The following is a 14,761-nucleotide window of genomic DNA, read 5'->3' as shown; positions in this document are numbered from 1 at the left end:
TCCGCCGGGCCCGGACACGGCGCCGGGCCCGCCGGTGCGGGCCGCGATGACGCGGCCGCCCGCACCGACGGGCCCGTGGAAGAAGTGGAAGAAACCGAAGGAACGACCTCAGGGCTTGCGGGCCACCGCCCCGTACATGGCGATGTCCTCGTCCTTGATGGTTTCGGTGGAGGTGCCGTCCGGGCGCCACTTGTGGACCTGGGTGAGGCCGGGCTCGACCAGGTCGAGGCCGTCGAAGAACCGCTCGGCCTCGGCCTCGGTGCGCAGCCGCATGGGCATGTCGCGGGCCGCGTACTCGCGGGCGACCCGGGCCACCTCGTCCGGCGCGAAGTCGGCGGTGCCGATGGACATCGCCAGATAGCTTCCGGAGGGCAGCGGCTCCAGGAGGCGGTTGACGATTCCGTACGCGTCGTCCTTGTCCAGGACGAAGTGCACGATGGCGATGACCGTCAGGGCGACCGGACGGCCGAGGTCGAGGGTCTCGCGGAGCTCGGGAGCCTTGAGGATGGAGGCGGGCTCGCACATGTCCGCCTCGACGTAGGCGGTCCTGCCCTCGGGCGTGCTGGCGAGCAGCCCCTGGGAGAGGGTGAGGACGATGGGGTCGTTGTCCACGTAGACGACCCGGGAGTCCGGGGCGACCGCCTGGGCGATCTCATGGAGGTTGGGCGAGGTCGGGATGCCGGTCCCGATGTCGAGGAACTGCCGGATCCCCGCCTCTTCGGCCAGATATCGCACGGCCCGGTTCATGAAGTCGCGGTTGGCCCGCATATGGATCGGGAGTGCGGGCCACTCCCGGGCCATGGCGATGCCCGCTTCCTTGTCGGCCGGGTAGTAGTCCTTACCGCCGAGGATGTAGTCGTAGATACGTGCCGAATGCGCGCTCTCGGTGTCGATGCGGTCGGCCGACCATCCGTTGTCGCTCAAGGCGTCCCCTCCCAGTGGATCGTCAGTTCGCTGTCGGTGTGGCCCCTGTCCGTGCGAGGCCGGGCCGGCCCGCACGGACAGGGAAGGTTGCGGTGCCGTGGCGCTAGCAGAGGAAGTCGGCGTCGCCCGCCTTCACACCTGCCAGAAACCGGGTCATCTCGTGTGTGGTGAAAACCAGCGCGGGGCCGTCGGGGTCGGTCGACTGACGCAGCGCCACCCGCCCGTCGTGCAGCTTCTTGGCCTCGACGCAGGCGCCCCCGGCGTCGTCACTCCACGGCTTGGACCAGCCCCTGGTGCCGAGATCATGGGAGGGCATGCCGCTGCGTATGTGGTGGTGCACTTCAGAGCTCCTTGCGAATGGCGCCGAGGACGGCCTCGGTTTTCCTGGCGGGCACCGACTGGGCGCCCATCCGGTCCAGGACCTCGCGATACACCACCACGTCTTCCTCTTTGTCCAGATACACCGCGCCGACCAGGCCGCTGAGGTAGACGATGTCGGGCAACTCCGCGGCCCTGAACCGGAAGACATGGAACGCACCGGCCCGCATGGCCGGATGCGGACCGCTTCCGAACGGCATGATCTGCACGGTCACTTGAGGAAGAGCGCTGATCTCGATCAGGTGGTCGATCTGGGCGCGCATCACGGCCGGGCCGCCGACCGGCCACCTCAGCACGGTCTCGTCCATCACGACCCACAGCCGGGGAGGGGATTCCCGGGACAGCAGTTCCTGGCGCTGCATGCGCAGGGCGACCCGGCGCTCGGTGGCCTCCGCCGGAGCATGCGGGTTACCGGCGCTGAGCAGCGCACGGGCGTAGTCCTCGGTCTGCAGCAGCCCGTGGACGAACTGCGCCTCGTAGGCGCGGATCTGAAGCGCCGCCTGCTCCAGGTTCAGATACGCGGCGAACCAGTCCGGCATCACATCGCGGTAGGTGTGCCACCAGCCGCGCTTGTTGGCCTCGCGGACCGACTTCAAGAAGGTGTCGATCTCATGCCGGTCGGTGACGCCGTACGTCTGGAGCAGCTTCTCCACGTCCGCGAGCCTGAGCCGCGCCACCTTGGCGGCTTCCATCCGGCGGATCGTCGAGTGGCTGACCCCGATCGCCGCGCCCGCCTGGTCGTATGTCAGGCCGGCGCGTGTTCGCAGCTCCTCGAGCTGTCTGCCGAGGATCATGCGGAGGACAGAGGGTGCACCGCCCCATGCGGTTTCCGCGGCCAACGCTCTACCTCCCCACACCGGGCATTACGGCTGCAGTCTGTCACGGTCGCCGGACCGGGCAAGCGGAACCTCCGATGGCAACTTGCAATTTTCAAGTTACCGCTTGCAACTCGCTCGTTGCACCTGTCACAGTGGTCACACCGTCCGATCACGGTGGGAACGCTTGCGTGGGTACGTCCGTAGGCACTGCGCAGTGCGGGAACGGCACGGTCCATGACGCGCAGGCAGACGAAAGGCGGCCGCTCGTGGCTCCCCTCGCCCTTCCCCTGAGTCCCCTTCGGACGTCCCGGGAGCGGGACACGCATCCGGCAGTCGCCTTACGGCTGCCGGCCATCGCCTCCTCGGTGGGCACGGTGCGCGCGGTCGTGCGCGAGCGGCTGCGCGCCTGGGGCATCAGCGCCCAAGTGTGCGACGACGCACTCCTCGTGGTCTCCGAGCTGATCACCAACGTGATCACACATACGCTCAGCGATCATCTGAAGTGCAGGCTGAGCATCGGCGCGGGACATCTGCGCGTCGAGGTCGAGGAACAGATCCGGGCCCGTACCCTCCCCGCACCGCGCACCCCCGACCCCGATGAGCACGGGGGACGAGGGCTGCTGCTGGTCGGCGCGGTGAGCAGCGCCTGGGGTGTCAAGGACGCCCCGCACGGGCCGGGGCGGATCATCTGGGCTGAACTGCCGGCGCGCACGGAAGAGTGTCACTGACTGATGGACCGACAGTTTGTCGCCCCTGAGGCGCCGACACTCAGCGCGCCGAACCGCCGGCGAGGCCACAGCGGACGCCTGCGCCTGCCGGACGGACTGCCCGCCAGGCTGGGATACGACGCGGTGGGGATGCCCGCGGACATCGGCAGGCGGGTCATGAAGTGCCTGCCCCGCATCGGCTGTGTCTTCGCCGACGATCAGCGGTGGTGGTGGATCGTGCCGTCCGGATCGCATATCGACGTCGCCTGGCCGTCGTTCACCAGCTATGCGGTCGGCGCCCATATGACCGACCTGAGCATCCGCTCCCGCCTCCCCCGCCTGGTCCATCACCCCCAGGACGACTCGCCGTACACGCCGCCGATTCCGCTGTACTTCATGACCTGCCATATCGCCGGCATCCGGCCCCACTGGTCACCGGGGGACGCCACCGGGCCGTCCCAAGCGGTGTGAGCCGGACCGTACCGCCTCCCGCACGCTGACGCTCCGCACGAGGCCCAGCAAGGCCGACAACGTTGTCCCAGCTATGGACAAACACCGGTCGTGAATGCTCTGGTATTCGTGCAGCAAGTGTTCCCTGTGGAAGAGTTCCGCCGCCCACCGGGCGGCGGCGCCAACCGGACCATGGAGCAGCAGCGTGCTGAAACACTTGTTCCTCCGCTTCCCCTCCCTCCTCCGTCCAAGACGGACCTGGCGGCGGCGCGTGGCCGCCGCCGTGGTCCCCGCGCTGACCGCCACCGCCCTGCTCGTCTCCGGTGCCGGCCCCTCCCACGCCGCCCCGGCCTGGGACCCCAAACCCTCCCCGATGACGACCCCGTGGACCAACCAGGTCCCGGTCGACCACCCCCTGCCGGAATATCCGCGCCCGCAGCTCACCCGGCCCGACTGGGCCGATCTCAACGGCATCTGGGACTTCGCGGTCACCTCCCGCGACGCCGGGCAGCCGACGACATTCGGCGAGCAGATCCGGGTGCCGTTCGTGCCCGAATCCGCGCTCTCCGGCGTCCAGCGCAAGATCACCCAGAATGACAAGCTCTGGTACAAGCGCACCTTCACGGTGCCGTCCGGCTGGAGCGGCCGCCGCATCCAGCTCAACTTCGGCGCGTCCGACTGGGAAACCACGGTCTGGGTCAACGGCCGGCAGGCCGGTGCCGCCCACCGCGGCGGATACGACGCCTTCTCGTACGACATCACACCCCTGCTGAACGGCGGCACCAACACCATCGTCATCTCCGTGTACGACCCGACGGAGACCGGCGGCCAGGCCATCGGCAAGCAGCGCGTCCAGGACGTCACCCCGCACCCCGGCAAGAGCATCGTCTACACCGCCTCGTCCGGGATCTGGCAGACCGTCTGGCTGGAGCCCACCGCCACCGCCCACATCACCCGCCTGGACATGGTCCCGCGCCTGGAGGACAACACCCTGCGGGTCACGGTGCGCGGCGCCGGAGGAGCCGACGGCACGAACGTCAAGGTCACCGTCTCCAGCGGCGGCACGACCGTCGGCAGCGCCACGGGCACGGTGGGCACCGAGCTCTCCGTGCCGGTGCCGGACACCCGCCTGTGGACGCCGGAGGATCCGTTCCTCTACGACGTCACGGCCGAGCTGACCGGCACCGGAGCGGACAAGGTCGGCTCCTACACGGGTATGCGGTCGATCGCGGTGAAGGACGTGGGCGGGGTCCGGCGGCCGGTGCTCAACGGCCGGTTCGTCTTCCAGACCGGCACCCTGGACCAGGGCTACTGGCCGGACGGCATCTACACCGCGCCCACCGACGAGGCCCTCAAGTACGACCTGCAAAAACACAAGGACCTGGGCTTCAACATGGTCCGCAAGCACATCAAGGTCGAGCCGCAGCGCTGGTTCTACTGGGCGGACCGGCTCGGGCTGCTGGTGTGGCAGGACATGCCCTCGATGGACAGCGGCAAGACCCCGGACATCGCGGCCCGCGCCCAGTGGGAGAGCGAATACCGCGCCATCATCGACCAAACCGCAGCTCGCCCTCGCTCATCCAGTGGGTGGACCAGAACGAGGGCTGGGGCCAGTACGACCAGGCCCGCATCGCGGACATGGTCAAGGCGTACGACCCCTCCCGCCTGGTCGACAACATGAGCGGCGTCAACTGCTGCGCCGCCAAGGACGGCGGCAACGGCGACGTCATCGACAACCACAACTACGTGGGGCCCGGCAACACCCCGACGGAGCCGGTGCGCGCCTCGGTGCTCGGGGAGTACGGCGGCCTCGGCTACCGGGTGCCCGGCCATGAGTGGTACCCGGGCGGCGGGTTCAGCTACGAGGACCAGCCGACCACGGCCGCGCTCAACAACCGGCTCGTCGGGCTGCTCGACGGGATGCGGGAGAACACCATGCCCGCGGGCGGCCTGTCGGCCTCCGTCTACACCCAGATCACCGACGTCGAGAACGAAGCCAACGGGCTCATGTCCTACGACCGCCAAGTGGTCAAGGTCGACCAGGCCCGGGTCCGGGCGGCCAACCAGGCCCTCATCGCGGCCTCCCGGTCACTCGGCGCGACGGTGAAACTGCCGGTCGGGCAGAACGTGTCGATCCGGGTCACCACCCCCGGCTACACCGACCGCTACATCCGCCACTACGACGGGCTGGGCTTCACCGAGGTGGTCAACTCGGCCAGTGGCGACGTGCTGAAGCAGGACGCCACCTGGACGGTCAGGCCGGGTCTCGCGAACAAGCTCTGCTACTCCTTCGAGTCCCGCAACTACCCGGGCGAATACCTGCGCCACCGCGAATTCCGCGTCCGGCGCGAGGCGAGCGACGGCTCCACCGTGGCCAAGGAGGACGCGACCTGGTGCCCGGTCCAGGGCAGCGGGGGCGTCCGGATGTCGGCCGCGGGCTTCCCCGGGCAGTATCTGCGGCATATCAACGCCGAGCTGTGGCTGGCCCAGTCGGGCGGTGCCCACACCTGGGACAACCCGGCCAGTTTCACCGAGGACACCACCTGGGCCATCGAGCCACCCTGGGCTCCCTGACCGACCGCCGCGGGCCCGCATCGACGGGCCGCGCACCTCCGGCGGCCGCCCCATCGCACGGGCGGCCGCCACTTCTCTCCTCCCCCACGCTCATGCGCACGGCCCCCCACGGAAAGGCGGGTACGTCATGTCAGCGCGGCTCCACCGTGTCCTTCGCGGACTCCTGACCCTGGCCATCGCCCTGGCCGGCCTGGTCCTCCTCCCCATGCCGTCCCGTGCCGCGACCCCGGTCTGCGCACTGGCATGCGACACCCTCGACCCCTCGAAGGCGCAGCGCGACACCTTCCCCGTACCGCAGGTGAACCTGGGCGGCCGGATCCTGAAGCTGCATATGTCCGACCCCGACAGCATGGCCTGGGCCAGCATCGACAACGGCGTGAGCGGCGACTCGGTCTGGCTCGACCGCTCCTGGGACCGGGGCACCTCCTGGGAGGGCCTGCTCGGCAGGGCGAGCATCCCCGGCACCTGGACCGGCACCCGTACCCTGATGTACAACCTCACCGACCCGGTGGGACACCGGCGCGGCTGGATCCGCGCCTGCGCCGACGCCGCCGGTGTCGCCTGCACCAACTGGGCCTACCCCACGGTGTGCGACGGCACGTCCTGCGACGGCGCCGCCCCCGCCACCGCGGCGGGCGACGACCGCCCGGTGCCGTCCACCACCCTCTTCGGGCGCACCATCAGCCTCCATGTCGACCAGCGGAACGGGATGGCGTGGGGCGTCATCGAAAGCGGCGGCGCGGGCGACGAGATCTGGCTCGACCGCTCCTGGGACAACGGCGCCACCTGGCCCGAGGGCTCCTCCCTCGGACGTACGAGCGTGCCCTCGGGCAAGACCTCGACGCATACGGCCATGTTCGCCACCCGGGATCCGCGCGGGCTGATGTTCGGCGGCGCGGTCCGGGCGTGCGGCCGGGAGTCCGCCCACCAGGAGGGCGGTTGCACGGCCTGGGTGCGGCCCGCGCCGAGCCGGGCGCGCGCCGCGGCGGACGCGCTGATGGCGTCGTACCAGACGTACGAGGGCTGGTGGCGCAGCAGTTGGTGGAACTCGGCCGTCGCGGTCACCTCGCTCATCGACTTCGCCCAGCGCACCGGGCGGCACGACTACGACTGGGTCATCGCCCGCACCTTTGAGCAGAACCGCGGCGCCTTCCCGGCCGGGGTGCGCAGCTCCGACGCGGTGGAGGGCCATTTCATCAGCCGCGCCATCGACGACGCGGCGTGGTGGGGGGTTGCCTGGCTGACCGCGTACGACCACACCCATGAGCGGCGCTATCTGGACGAGGCGGTCACCATCGCCGCTTACGTCCACCAGTACTGGGACACCGGGAGCTGCGGCGGCGGTGTGTGGTGGGACCGGGAGCGCACCTACAAGAACGCGGTGACCAACGGGCTGTACCTGTGGCTCACCACATCACTGCACCAGCGGATCTCCGGCGACACCGTATGGGGCGACCGGGCGGCCACGGCCGCGACCTGGTACCAGGGCAGCGGGTTGATCAACGGCGCGGGCCTGGTCAACGACGGGCTGACCGGCGACTGCCGCAACAACTCCCAGACCGTGTGGAGTTACAACCAGGGCCTGGCCATCGGCGCCTTCACCGAGCTGTGGCGATCCACCGGCAACGGCCAGTACCTGGACACCGCCCGCCGCCTGGCCGATGCCGCGATCACCTCGACGGCGCTGACCCGCGACGGCGTGCTCACCGAGTCCTGCGACACCGGCACGGGCACGTGCGACGACAACCAGAAGCAGTTCAAGGGCATCTTCATGCGCCACCTCGCCGACCTGGCGGACGCCACCGGATCGGCCACCTACCGGGCGTACATCACCAAGCAGGCCGACTCGATCTGGACCACCGACCGCGACCCCCTCAACCGGCTCGGCCAGCGCTGGGCGGGCACCGCCCCGAACCAGGCGGACTGGCGCACCCAGGCCAGCGCACTCGGCGCGCTGACGGCCGCGGACGGCCTGTGACCCGCCACGCCGACCGGGGGACGGCCACTCGGTCCGGACCCCGCCCGTCGTACGCACATCGACGCAAGGAGGCGCCCATGAACCCCCGCACGACCCGCCGCCACGCGGCACTGCTCACCGCGCTACTGGCCATCCTGTGGGGCCTGCTCGCCGCCCCACCCGCCGCCACCGCGGCCCCGTCTGCCGTCAAGGGGACACCGCCCACCGCCACCGCGACACCACACACCGCCGCCGCGGGCACCTTCCGCAACCCCCTCAACACGGGCCCCGACCCGTATATGACCGTCTGGAACGGGAACTACTACCTGACCACCACGCAGGGCGACAGCATCCGGATGTGGCGCTCCTCCTCCCTGGGCACCCTGCTCGAAGCCGACCCCATCACCGTGTGGACGGACCCCGATCCCTCCCGCAACCAGCACATCTGGGCACCGGAGTTCTACCGCTTCGGCGACCGCTGGTACCTCTACTACACCGCCGACGACGGGGTCGACGACCACCACAGGCTCTACGTGCTGGAGTCGGACCGCGACGACCCGGCCGGCCCCTACCACTTCAAGTCCCGGCTGACGCCGCCCAACCACGCGTCCGACTTCGCCATCGACCCCGGCATCCTCCAGCACAACGGGCGCCTCTACCTCGCCTACTCCGGCATCAACCAGTACCAGCACAACGGCATCAACATCGCCCCGATGTCCAACCCCTACACCGTCTCCGGCAACGCCGTCGCCCTGAACGCGGCCGGGGGCTGCCCCGAGGTGCGCGAGGGCGCCGAGTTCCTCTACCGCAACGGCCGCACCTGGATGACGTACTCCACCTGCGACACGGGCAAGCCGGACTACCAGGTGTGGATGATGTCCCTGCCGTCCGGTGCCGACCCGCTCGTGCCCGGCAACTGGACCCAGCACACCGGTGCGCGGTTCTCCCGCGCCGACGACCACGGTGTCTACGGCCCCGGCCACCACGCCTTCTTCCGCTCCCCCGACGGCACGGAGGACTGGATCGTCTACCACGCCAAGACCACGTCGGTGAACACCTACACCGACCGCACCACACGCGCCCAGAGGATCACCTGGAACGCCGACGGCAGCCCCGACCTGGGCCGTCCGCTCGCCACGGGCGCCACCCAGGACCTGCCGTCCGGCGACCCGGGCGCGGGTACGTACTGGATCAACGACGACGGCCGGTCCAGCGGCGACGGAAGCGCCACGTTCACCGGCAACTGGAACTCGGGGACCGGCTGCGCCACCCAGTGCTTCTGGGGCGATGACCACTGGAGCGACCAGGCGGGCAACACCGCCACCCTCTCCTTCACCGGCACCCGGATCGCCCTGCTCTCGGTCCGCGACACCGGCAACGGCATCGCCGCCCTCAGCGTCGACGGCGGCCCCGAGCAACGCCGGGACTTCTACGGGGCGATCCGCACCGGCGAGACCCTCCAATACCTCAGCCCCCGGCTCCCCTACGGCCGGCACACCCTGCGCATCCGCGTGACCGGCGAGCACAACGCCCAGTCGGGGGCCTCGTTCGTGAGCGTGGACCGTGCGGAGGTATACACCCGCTAGCAACCGGCATGCGGCGTGTCCGCCGGGACGAGCAGACCGTGCAGGGCGTACTCCACCAGCTTGCGCACCTCCTCCGGGGCGAGCGATTCATGCCCGGCCATCAGGCGGAACGCCAGCGCGCCCAGCAGCACGTCCGTGGCCGTCGCGGCGTCCACGCCCCGCCTGGTCAGCCCCGCCTCGGCGGCCCGGTCCCAGTACGGCTCCAGGGCCGCCCTGCGGGGCGCCAGGAAGAACTCATGGAAGTACGGCGCCGCCTGCGGCTCGGTCGCGCAGGCGGCCAGCAACTGCCCGAAGACGCCACCTTCCGGACTGGTGTAGTAGGTCAGCAGGTCGGTCGCGAAGGTGACCAGATCCTCGACGGGGCGGCCGGTCTCCGGGAACACCACCGCCTCGGCCGCATCCCGGCCGAACGCCTCCGCCATGATCGCCGCCTTGCAGGGCCAGTGCTTGTAGATGGTCGCCGTGCTCACACCCGACCGGCCGGCGATGCGGTCGATGGTGACCCCGGCCGTGCCCACCTCGCGCATGAGCGCGCTGGTGGCGGTCAGCACCGCGTCATGCGCCCGGATGCTGCGCGGGCGCCGGGGACGGTCCTGTGTGCGGCGCGCACCGGGTACGTCGGCGGTGGTGTCCACGGGTGGCCCTCCTCTGCGCTTGCTTGCCCTTGAACTAAAGTGATGCTTCACTTTAGTTTGTGGGGACCGGCGACGCAATCCCGACCGCCGGAAACCCCCGCGAACCGGGACAAAGAAACGGTCAGGACATCGACCATGCTCTATGAACTCGCCACCCTTTCCCTCAAGCTGCGCACGGTCCCGAAGGCACTGTCCGCACTGGAGACCTACACCACGAGCGACGCCACCGGCGGTCGGCTGCTCGGCTGCTGGGAGCCCGAACACGGCGTCATCGTCGGGCAGTTGCTTCTGCTGCGCGGCTTCGAGAGCGCCGAGGAACTCACCGAGGAGCGCACCCGCGTGCTCACCAGCGCCGACCCGTTCGGCATCGGGGAACACCTCACCGGCTTCCAGGTGGAGAGCTACGCCCCGTTTCCCTTCCTGCCACCGGTCGAGCCGGGCCACTACGGCTCCGTGTACGAGTTCCGCACCTACCACCTCAAGGTCGGCGGCCTGGTGCCCACGATGGCCGGCTGGGAGGCCGCGGTGCCGGAACGCACCCGGCTCCACCCGCTGACGACCGCCATGTACGGCCTGGACGGCGTCCCTCGTATCACCCACATCTGGCCCTTCCCCGACCTCAACGCCCGGCTGGAGATCCGCCGCGAGTCCTACGAACGCGGCATCTGGCCCCCAGAGAACGGCCCGGAGAACATCGCCCACGCCACCTCCACGATCGCCCTGCCGACCCCCATCTCCCCGCTGGCCTGACCCCGTGACCCGACCCCGTGGGCGGTCGCCAGAGGTAGCCGTCGGGGCCGGACAGATATGACGCCCGGCGCAATCCATCCAGGGCATCCCTTACCGTGGCGCATGTGGATCTCAACTTGCTCGTGGCACTCGACGCGCTGCTGGAGGAGAACAGCGTGACCGCCGCGGCGGACCGGCTGCACCTCTCGCCACCGGCCATGAGCCGGACGCTGGCCCGGATCCGCCGCGCGACCGGCGACGACATCCTGGTGCGCGCCGGCCGCACCATGGTCCCGACCCCGCGCGCCCTCGAACTGCGCGAGGAGACCCGCGAGCTGGTCCGGCGGGCCACCGCCGTGCTCACTCCCGTACGCCGACTCGACCTGGCCCGCCTGAACCGGCACTTCACCGTGCGAGGTCATGACGCGCTGCTGGCGGCCCTCGCCGCCCCGCTGATCGCCAGGATCGGCGCCACGGCCCCGAACATCCACCTGAGCCTGCTCGCCGAGTCGTCAGCCGACCAGCCCGACCTCACCCGGGGCCAGGTCGACCTGGAGATCGGCGCGAACGAGCCGGGGCGCCCGGAGATCTCCTCCGAGGTGGTGGGCAGCGACCGGATGGTGCTGGCCCTGCGGCGGGAGCATCCGCTCGCCAAGGGCAGGGTCGATGTCGACAAGCTCCTCCGCATGGCCTTCGTGACCGTCTCGCGCCGGGGCCGTCTGCACGACGCCGTCGACGACGCCCTCGCCGAACGCGGCCTGCGGAGACGGGTGATCGCGTCCCTGCCGACGAGCGCGGCGGCACTGGACGTGGTCTCCCGTTCGGACGCCGTCGCCGTCGTCGCCGAGCGGGTCTGCCGCCCCGCCTCGGCGCGGCTCGGCCTGGTCACCCGGCGGCTCCCGCTGGAGCTGCCGCCGACCCAGGTGGTCGTCACCTGGCATCACCGGCACGACAGCGATCCCGCCCACGCGTGGCTCCGCGACCAGGTGCGGGACGTGCTCCGCGAGGCCACCGACACCGCGGAGGGCCGCCCCGCGACCGGGCCCGGTGGCCCACGCGAATCCGCGTAGCCGCGCCCAGGCGCTCCGCGCCCGCTCACACCGCGGTGCCCGCCTCGCGATAGGTGAGCAGACCGCGCACCGCCTCGATGGTGGCTCCGGCCAGGGAGGGGTCGCAGCCACTGCGGGCCAGGGCGCTGATGCGCACCGGGGGGACGGCGGGGAGGTCGTGGCGGGGGGTGAGACCGTCGGGGTACGGGCTGCCGGGGATGGCCAGCAGGGCGGCGCCGAGTCCGGCGCGGGCCGCGTCCAGGACTCCGGCGAGGTATCCGGCCTCGGCAACCACGGTGGCGGATGTGTGGTGAGAGGCCAGTGCGGTCAGGGCGCGGCGGCGGATCACACACGGGTCGCTGATGGCGACCAGGGGCAGCGGGGCGGGGGCGGCGGGTGGGTTCCAGCCCGGGGCGGCGTACCAGCGCAGGGGGAGTTCGCCCACTGGGGTGCCCGGGGCGGAGGCGGCCTCGGTGACGTAGACGGCCAGGTCGAGTTCGCCGCGCTCGACGGCGTCCGTCAGCCGTGCCGAGCGGTCGATGCGCACGCGGACCTCGGCACCGGGCCGGGTGTCGCGTACGGCTCCGGTGAGGACGGGCAGGATCTGGTCGGCGCCATGCTCGGTGGCGCCGATGACGACGGGCGCCACGTCGGCCGTGTCCTCCCCCAGGAGCCGGCGGACGGCGGCGTCGTGTGCGCCGGTGATCAGCCGGGCTTCTTCCAGCAGTCGGCTGCCATGGGTGGTGAACCGGGTCTTCCTGCCGTCGCGTTCGACGATGGGGCGTCCGAGGGCCTTCTCCAGCCGCCGAATGTGCTGGCTGACGGCGGACTGGCTGAGTGCGAGCGCGCCGGCGGCGCGGTGGAAGCCTCCGTAGTCGGCGACGGCGATGAGGCTGCGCAACGCCACGATGTCCAGTACCGGTCGCATGTGCGCAGGCTAGCAGCGATCGATCAGAAAACGTGATCGATTTTGATGGCAAATCATCGTTGGACGGCCAACTCCGGTCTCCTGCATCCTGGGGACATGTCGCGTACAGCGCTCGTGGCGGCCCCCGCGCCGCGCACCCACCGCACCGGATCCGGGCCGTCGGCCGCCGGACCGGCGGTGTGCCGCGCCGCCGGAGCCCGGCTGACGCGGCGGCGCGTGGTCGACTTCGGCCGCACCGGCGCCATGCGCTGTCGCTGACTCCCGGCTTCCCGGCCGTCCGCCGGGTCTTCGCCTCTTCTCCGTTCTCCGCGCATCGCCTTGCCAGGGCCCTTCGCGCCCTCGCCTTCTCCTGTTCCGTCCCGCCCCCGGCTCGGCCGCTCCGCCTCGCCTGTGCGGGCGGCGTCACTGTCGACGAATCGAGTTCTCATGCCCTCTGCTCAGCCTGTCCACTCCTGGGACGAACCAGAAGGAATCGCCCCGCGCGGCACGCTCGTGCTCCTCCCCGGACGGGGTGAACACGGTGGGGTGTACGAGCGGTTCGGCCGCCGGATCGCCGCCGACGGCTATCGCGTCCGCGCCCTGGGGGACGCCTCGGCCGACCCCGAGGCCGTCATCGAGGCGGCCACCAAGCTGCTGCGCGACGAGACGCTTCCGGGCCCCCGCGTCCTGGTCGGCTCCGACACCGGGGCGTCCCACGCGGCCCGCCTCGCCGGGCTCGGCACCCCCGGTCTCGACGCGCTGATCCTCGCCGGGCTGCCGACCGGGGCGCGCCCCACGGCGACCGGGGCCGCGGACTGGGAGGACGAACTGGACCGGCGCACCGCCTGCCCCACCCACCGGGGCAGGCTGACCGCCGACTCCGCGTTCCGGCGCGGCGCCCTGGAGGACCCGTCGGCGCCGGAGTCGCCCGCGCTGGACGGGATCTTCGTTCCCGTGCTCGGGCTGCACGGTGCCGAGGACACCGTCAGCCCCCTCGATGAGGTCCGCCGCGTCTACCGCGGGCTGCCGGGCGCCGAGTTGGTGAGCCTGGCCGGCACCCGGCACGACGTCCTCAACGACGTGACCCATCGCACCGCCGCCGCCACGGTGGTCCTCTTCCTGGAGCGGGTGCGGCTGGATCCCGGGCTGCCGCTCATCGCCGTCACGGAGGACCGCGCATGACCGCGCCCGTCCTCACCACGCCGGCCGAGCTGTACTCCCGGCTGTTCCACGCTGATCCGGCGCCCGTCGTCCTGGACGTACGGTGGCGGCTCGGCGATCCGCACGGCCATGAGCACTACCTCGCCGGGCACATCCCCGGGGCGGTCCATGTCGACCTGGACGCCGAACTCTCCGCTCCGCCCACCCCGGAGAGCGGCCGCCATCCGCTGCCGGATCCCGGTGCCCTGCAGCGGGCCGCACGCCGCTGGGGACTTGGCCAAGGCCGACCGGTGGTGGTGTACGACGACAACGGCAACACCGCGGCCGCTCGCGCCTGGTGGCTGCTGCGATGGGCCGGGGTCGAGCGGGTCTCGCTGCTGGACGGGGCGCTGGCCGCGTGGCGCGCGGCCGGACTGCCGGTCGAGTCGGGCGAGCCCGCCCGGCCGGCGGCGGGGGACGTCGTGCTCACCGCCGGGCGGCTGCCCGTGCTGGACGCCGACGCGGCGGCCGAGGTGGCGCGTACCGGCGTACTGCTGGACGCGCGAGCGGCCGAGCGGTATCGGGGCGAGACCGAGCCGGTCGATCCGCGCGCCGGGCACATTCCCGGCGCCCGGTCCGCCCCGACCGGCGAGAACTTGGCGCCGGACGGCACATTCCGCTCCGTCGAGGAGCTCGCGCGCCGCTTCGCCGCGCTGGGTGCCGACGGCACGACGGAGGTCGGTGTCTACTGCGGCTCGGGGGTCACGGCCGCCCACACCGTCGCGGCCCTGGCCCGCGTCGGCATCACTGCCGCGCTCTACCCCGGCTCCTGGTCCGCCTGGTCCGCCGACGCCGCACGCCCCGCGGCCGCGGGTGCGCTGCCGGGCTGATCCGCCACCCCGCACCC

14 protein-coding genes and 1 pseudogene are annotated in these 14,761 nt (G+C 71.4%); 10 read left to right on the top strand and 5 right to left on the bottom strand.

From position 1 onward, the window contains the following. Nucleotides 1-108: 108 nt before the first annotated feature. The 3 genes from CGL27_RS40635 to CGL27_RS40625 all read right to left on the bottom strand — a co-directional run bounded on the left by CGL27_RS40635 (nucleotide 109) and on the right by CGL27_RS40625 (nucleotide 2,141). Entirely contained in the window at nucleotides 109-924 is an 816-nt protein-coding gene (locus CGL27_RS40635; protein ID WP_078639599.1) for an SAM-dependent methyltransferase, read from the bottom strand. Nucleotides 925-1,027: 103 nt separating this feature from the next. Next, nucleotides 1,028-1,240 carry a DUF397 domain-containing protein gene (locus CGL27_RS40630; protein WP_119994789.1) on the bottom strand — a complete coding sequence of 71 codons (213 nt, stop codon included), beginning with the start codon at nucleotides 1,238-1,240 and terminating at the stop codon, nucleotides 1,028-1,030. A gap of 25 nt (nucleotides 1,241-1,265) precedes the next feature. Continuing rightward, nucleotides 1,266-2,141, bottom strand: a complete 876-nt coding sequence (locus tag CGL27_RS40625) for a helix-turn-helix transcriptional regulator (protein ID WP_078639600.1) — start codon at nucleotides 2,139-2,141, stop codon at nucleotides 1,266-1,268. A gap of 245 nt (nucleotides 2,142-2,386) precedes the next feature. Here CGL27_RS40625 and CGL27_RS40620 point away from each other — a divergent pair, with 245 nt between their 5' ends. From CGL27_RS40620 to CGL27_RS40595, 5 genes and pseudogenes are all read left to right on the top strand, one after another. Next, a complete protein-coding gene (locus CGL27_RS40620; RefSeq protein WP_240450815.1) occupies nucleotides 2,387-2,848 on the top strand; it encodes an ATP-binding protein in 462 nt (153 codons plus the stop codon). Between the two features lie 3 nt (nucleotides 2,849-2,851). Further along, on the top strand, nucleotides 2,852-3,298 hold the full coding sequence (locus CGL27_RS40615) for a hypothetical protein (RefSeq protein WP_119992516.1): 447 nt from the start codon (nucleotides 2,852-2,854) through the stop codon (nucleotides 3,296-3,298). Between the two features lie 262 nt (nucleotides 3,299-3,560). Beyond that, a pseudogene (locus CGL27_RS40605) lies at nucleotides 3,561-5,851 on the top strand (AbfB domain-containing protein). A gap of 127 nt (nucleotides 5,852-5,978) precedes the next feature. Continuing rightward, nucleotides 5,979-7,829, top strand: a complete 1,851-nt coding sequence (locus tag CGL27_RS40600; protein ID WP_119992514.1) for a glycoside hydrolase family 76 protein — start codon at nucleotides 5,979-5,981, stop codon at nucleotides 7,827-7,829. A 77-nt stretch (nucleotides 7,830-7,906) separates the two neighbouring features. Then, complete coding sequence (locus CGL27_RS40595; protein WP_119992513.1) at nucleotides 7,907-9,394, top strand: glycoside hydrolase family 43 protein; 1,488 nt, start codon at nucleotides 7,907-7,909, stop codon at nucleotides 9,392-9,394. Here CGL27_RS40595 and CGL27_RS40590 read toward each other — a convergent pair. Next, the gene (locus tag CGL27_RS40590; protein ID WP_119992512.1) at nucleotides 9,391-10,029 is read right to left on the bottom strand and encodes a TetR/AcrR family transcriptional regulator; all 639 of its coding nucleotides are present in this window, start codon (nucleotides 10,027-10,029) and stop codon (nucleotides 9,391-9,393) included. The two genes, CGL27_RS40595 and CGL27_RS40590, sit on opposite strands and share 4 nt — an antisense overlap. 135 nt (nucleotides 10,030-10,164) lie before the next feature. Here CGL27_RS40590 and CGL27_RS40585 point away from each other — a divergent pair, with 135 nt between their 5' ends. Together CGL27_RS40585 and CGL27_RS40580 are read left to right on the top strand one after the other, a co-directional pair. Then, a complete protein-coding gene (locus CGL27_RS40585) occupies nucleotides 10,165-10,779 on the top strand; it encodes an NIPSNAP family protein (RefSeq protein ID WP_119992511.1) in 615 nt (204 codons plus the stop codon). Nucleotides 10,780-10,883: 104 nt separating this feature from the next. Further along, the gene (locus tag CGL27_RS40580; RefSeq protein ID WP_119994787.1) at nucleotides 10,884-11,828 is read left to right on the top strand and encodes a LysR family transcriptional regulator; all 945 of its coding nucleotides are present in this window, start codon (nucleotides 10,884-10,886) and stop codon (nucleotides 11,826-11,828) included. Nucleotides 11,829-11,853: 25 nt separating this feature from the next. Here CGL27_RS40580 and CGL27_RS40575 read toward each other — a convergent pair whose 3' ends face one another. Beyond that, nucleotides 11,854-12,735 carry a LysR family transcriptional regulator gene (locus CGL27_RS40575; protein ID WP_078639607.1) on the bottom strand — a complete coding sequence of 294 codons (882 nt, stop codon included), beginning with the start codon at nucleotides 12,733-12,735 and terminating at the stop codon, nucleotides 11,854-11,856. A gap of 96 nt (nucleotides 12,736-12,831) precedes the next feature. Here CGL27_RS40575 and CGL27_RS50455 point away from each other — a divergent pair, with 96 nt between their 5' ends. The 3 genes from CGL27_RS50455 (at nucleotide 12,832) to CGL27_RS40565 (ending at nucleotide 14,744) form a co-directional block, all read left to right on the top strand. Continuing rightward, nucleotides 12,832-12,993: a hypothetical protein gene (locus CGL27_RS50455; RefSeq protein WP_162953181.1), complete on the top strand. Its 162-nt coding sequence runs from the start codon at nucleotides 12,832-12,834 to the stop codon at nucleotides 12,991-12,993. Between the two features lie 168 nt (nucleotides 12,994-13,161). Next, nucleotides 13,162-13,896, top strand: coding sequence for a lysophospholipase (locus CGL27_RS40570; RefSeq protein ID WP_119992510.1), 735 nt, complete (start codon nucleotides 13,162-13,164; stop codon nucleotides 13,894-13,896). Then, nucleotides 13,893-14,744, top strand: a complete 852-nt coding sequence (locus CGL27_RS40565; RefSeq protein ID WP_119992509.1) for a sulfurtransferase — start codon at nucleotides 13,893-13,895, stop codon at nucleotides 14,742-14,744. The genes CGL27_RS40570 and CGL27_RS40565 overlap by 4 nt, the downstream gene beginning before the upstream one ends. Nucleotides 14,745-14,761 lie beyond the last annotated feature (17 nt).

It is taken from the genome of Streptomyces sp. 11-1-2, from assembly GCF_003595545.1.
GTDB classification, from domain to species: domain Bacteria; phylum Actinomycetota; class Actinomycetes; order Streptomycetales; family Streptomycetaceae; genus Streptomyces; species Streptomyces hygroscopicus_B.
This window is presented reverse-complemented; position numbering and strand designations above follow the sequence as displayed.

What these genes read in the sequence shown, in the direction of transcription:
- CGL27_RS50455 (WP_162953181.1), top strand. Translation starts at nt 12,832, where the DNA reads ATGTCGCGTACAGCGCTCGTGGCGGCCCCCGCGCCGCGCACCCACCGC.
- CGL27_RS40565 (WP_119992509.1), top strand. Translation starts at nt 13,893, where the DNA reads ATGACCGCGCCCGTCCTCACCACGCCGGCCGAGCTGTACTCCCGGCTG.
- CGL27_RS40575 (WP_078639607.1), bottom strand. Translation starts at nt 12,735, where the DNA reads ATGCGACCGGTACTGGACATCGTGGCGTTGCGCAGCCTCATCGCCGTC.
- CGL27_RS40585 (WP_119992511.1), top strand. Translation starts at nt 10,165, where the DNA reads ATGCTCTATGAACTCGCCACCCTTTCCCTCAAGCTGCGCACGGTCCCG.
- CGL27_RS40600 (WP_119992514.1), top strand. Translation starts at nt 5,979, where the DNA reads ATGTCAGCGCGGCTCCACCGTGTCCTTCGCGGACTCCTGACCCTGGCC.
- CGL27_RS40615 (WP_119992516.1), top strand. Translation starts at nt 2,852, where the DNA reads ATGGACCGACAGTTTGTCGCCCCTGAGGCGCCGACACTCAGCGCGCCG.
- CGL27_RS40630 (WP_119994789.1), bottom strand. Translation starts at nt 1,240, where the DNA reads ATGCCCTCCCATGATCTCGGCACCAGGGGCTGGTCCAAGCCGTGGAGT.
- CGL27_RS40570 (WP_119992510.1), top strand. Translation starts at nt 13,162, where the DNA reads ATGCCCTCTGCTCAGCCTGTCCACTCCTGGGACGAACCAGAAGGAATC.
- CGL27_RS40595 (WP_119992513.1), top strand. Translation starts at nt 7,907, where the DNA reads ATGAACCCCCGCACGACCCGCCGCCACGCGGCACTGCTCACCGCGCTA.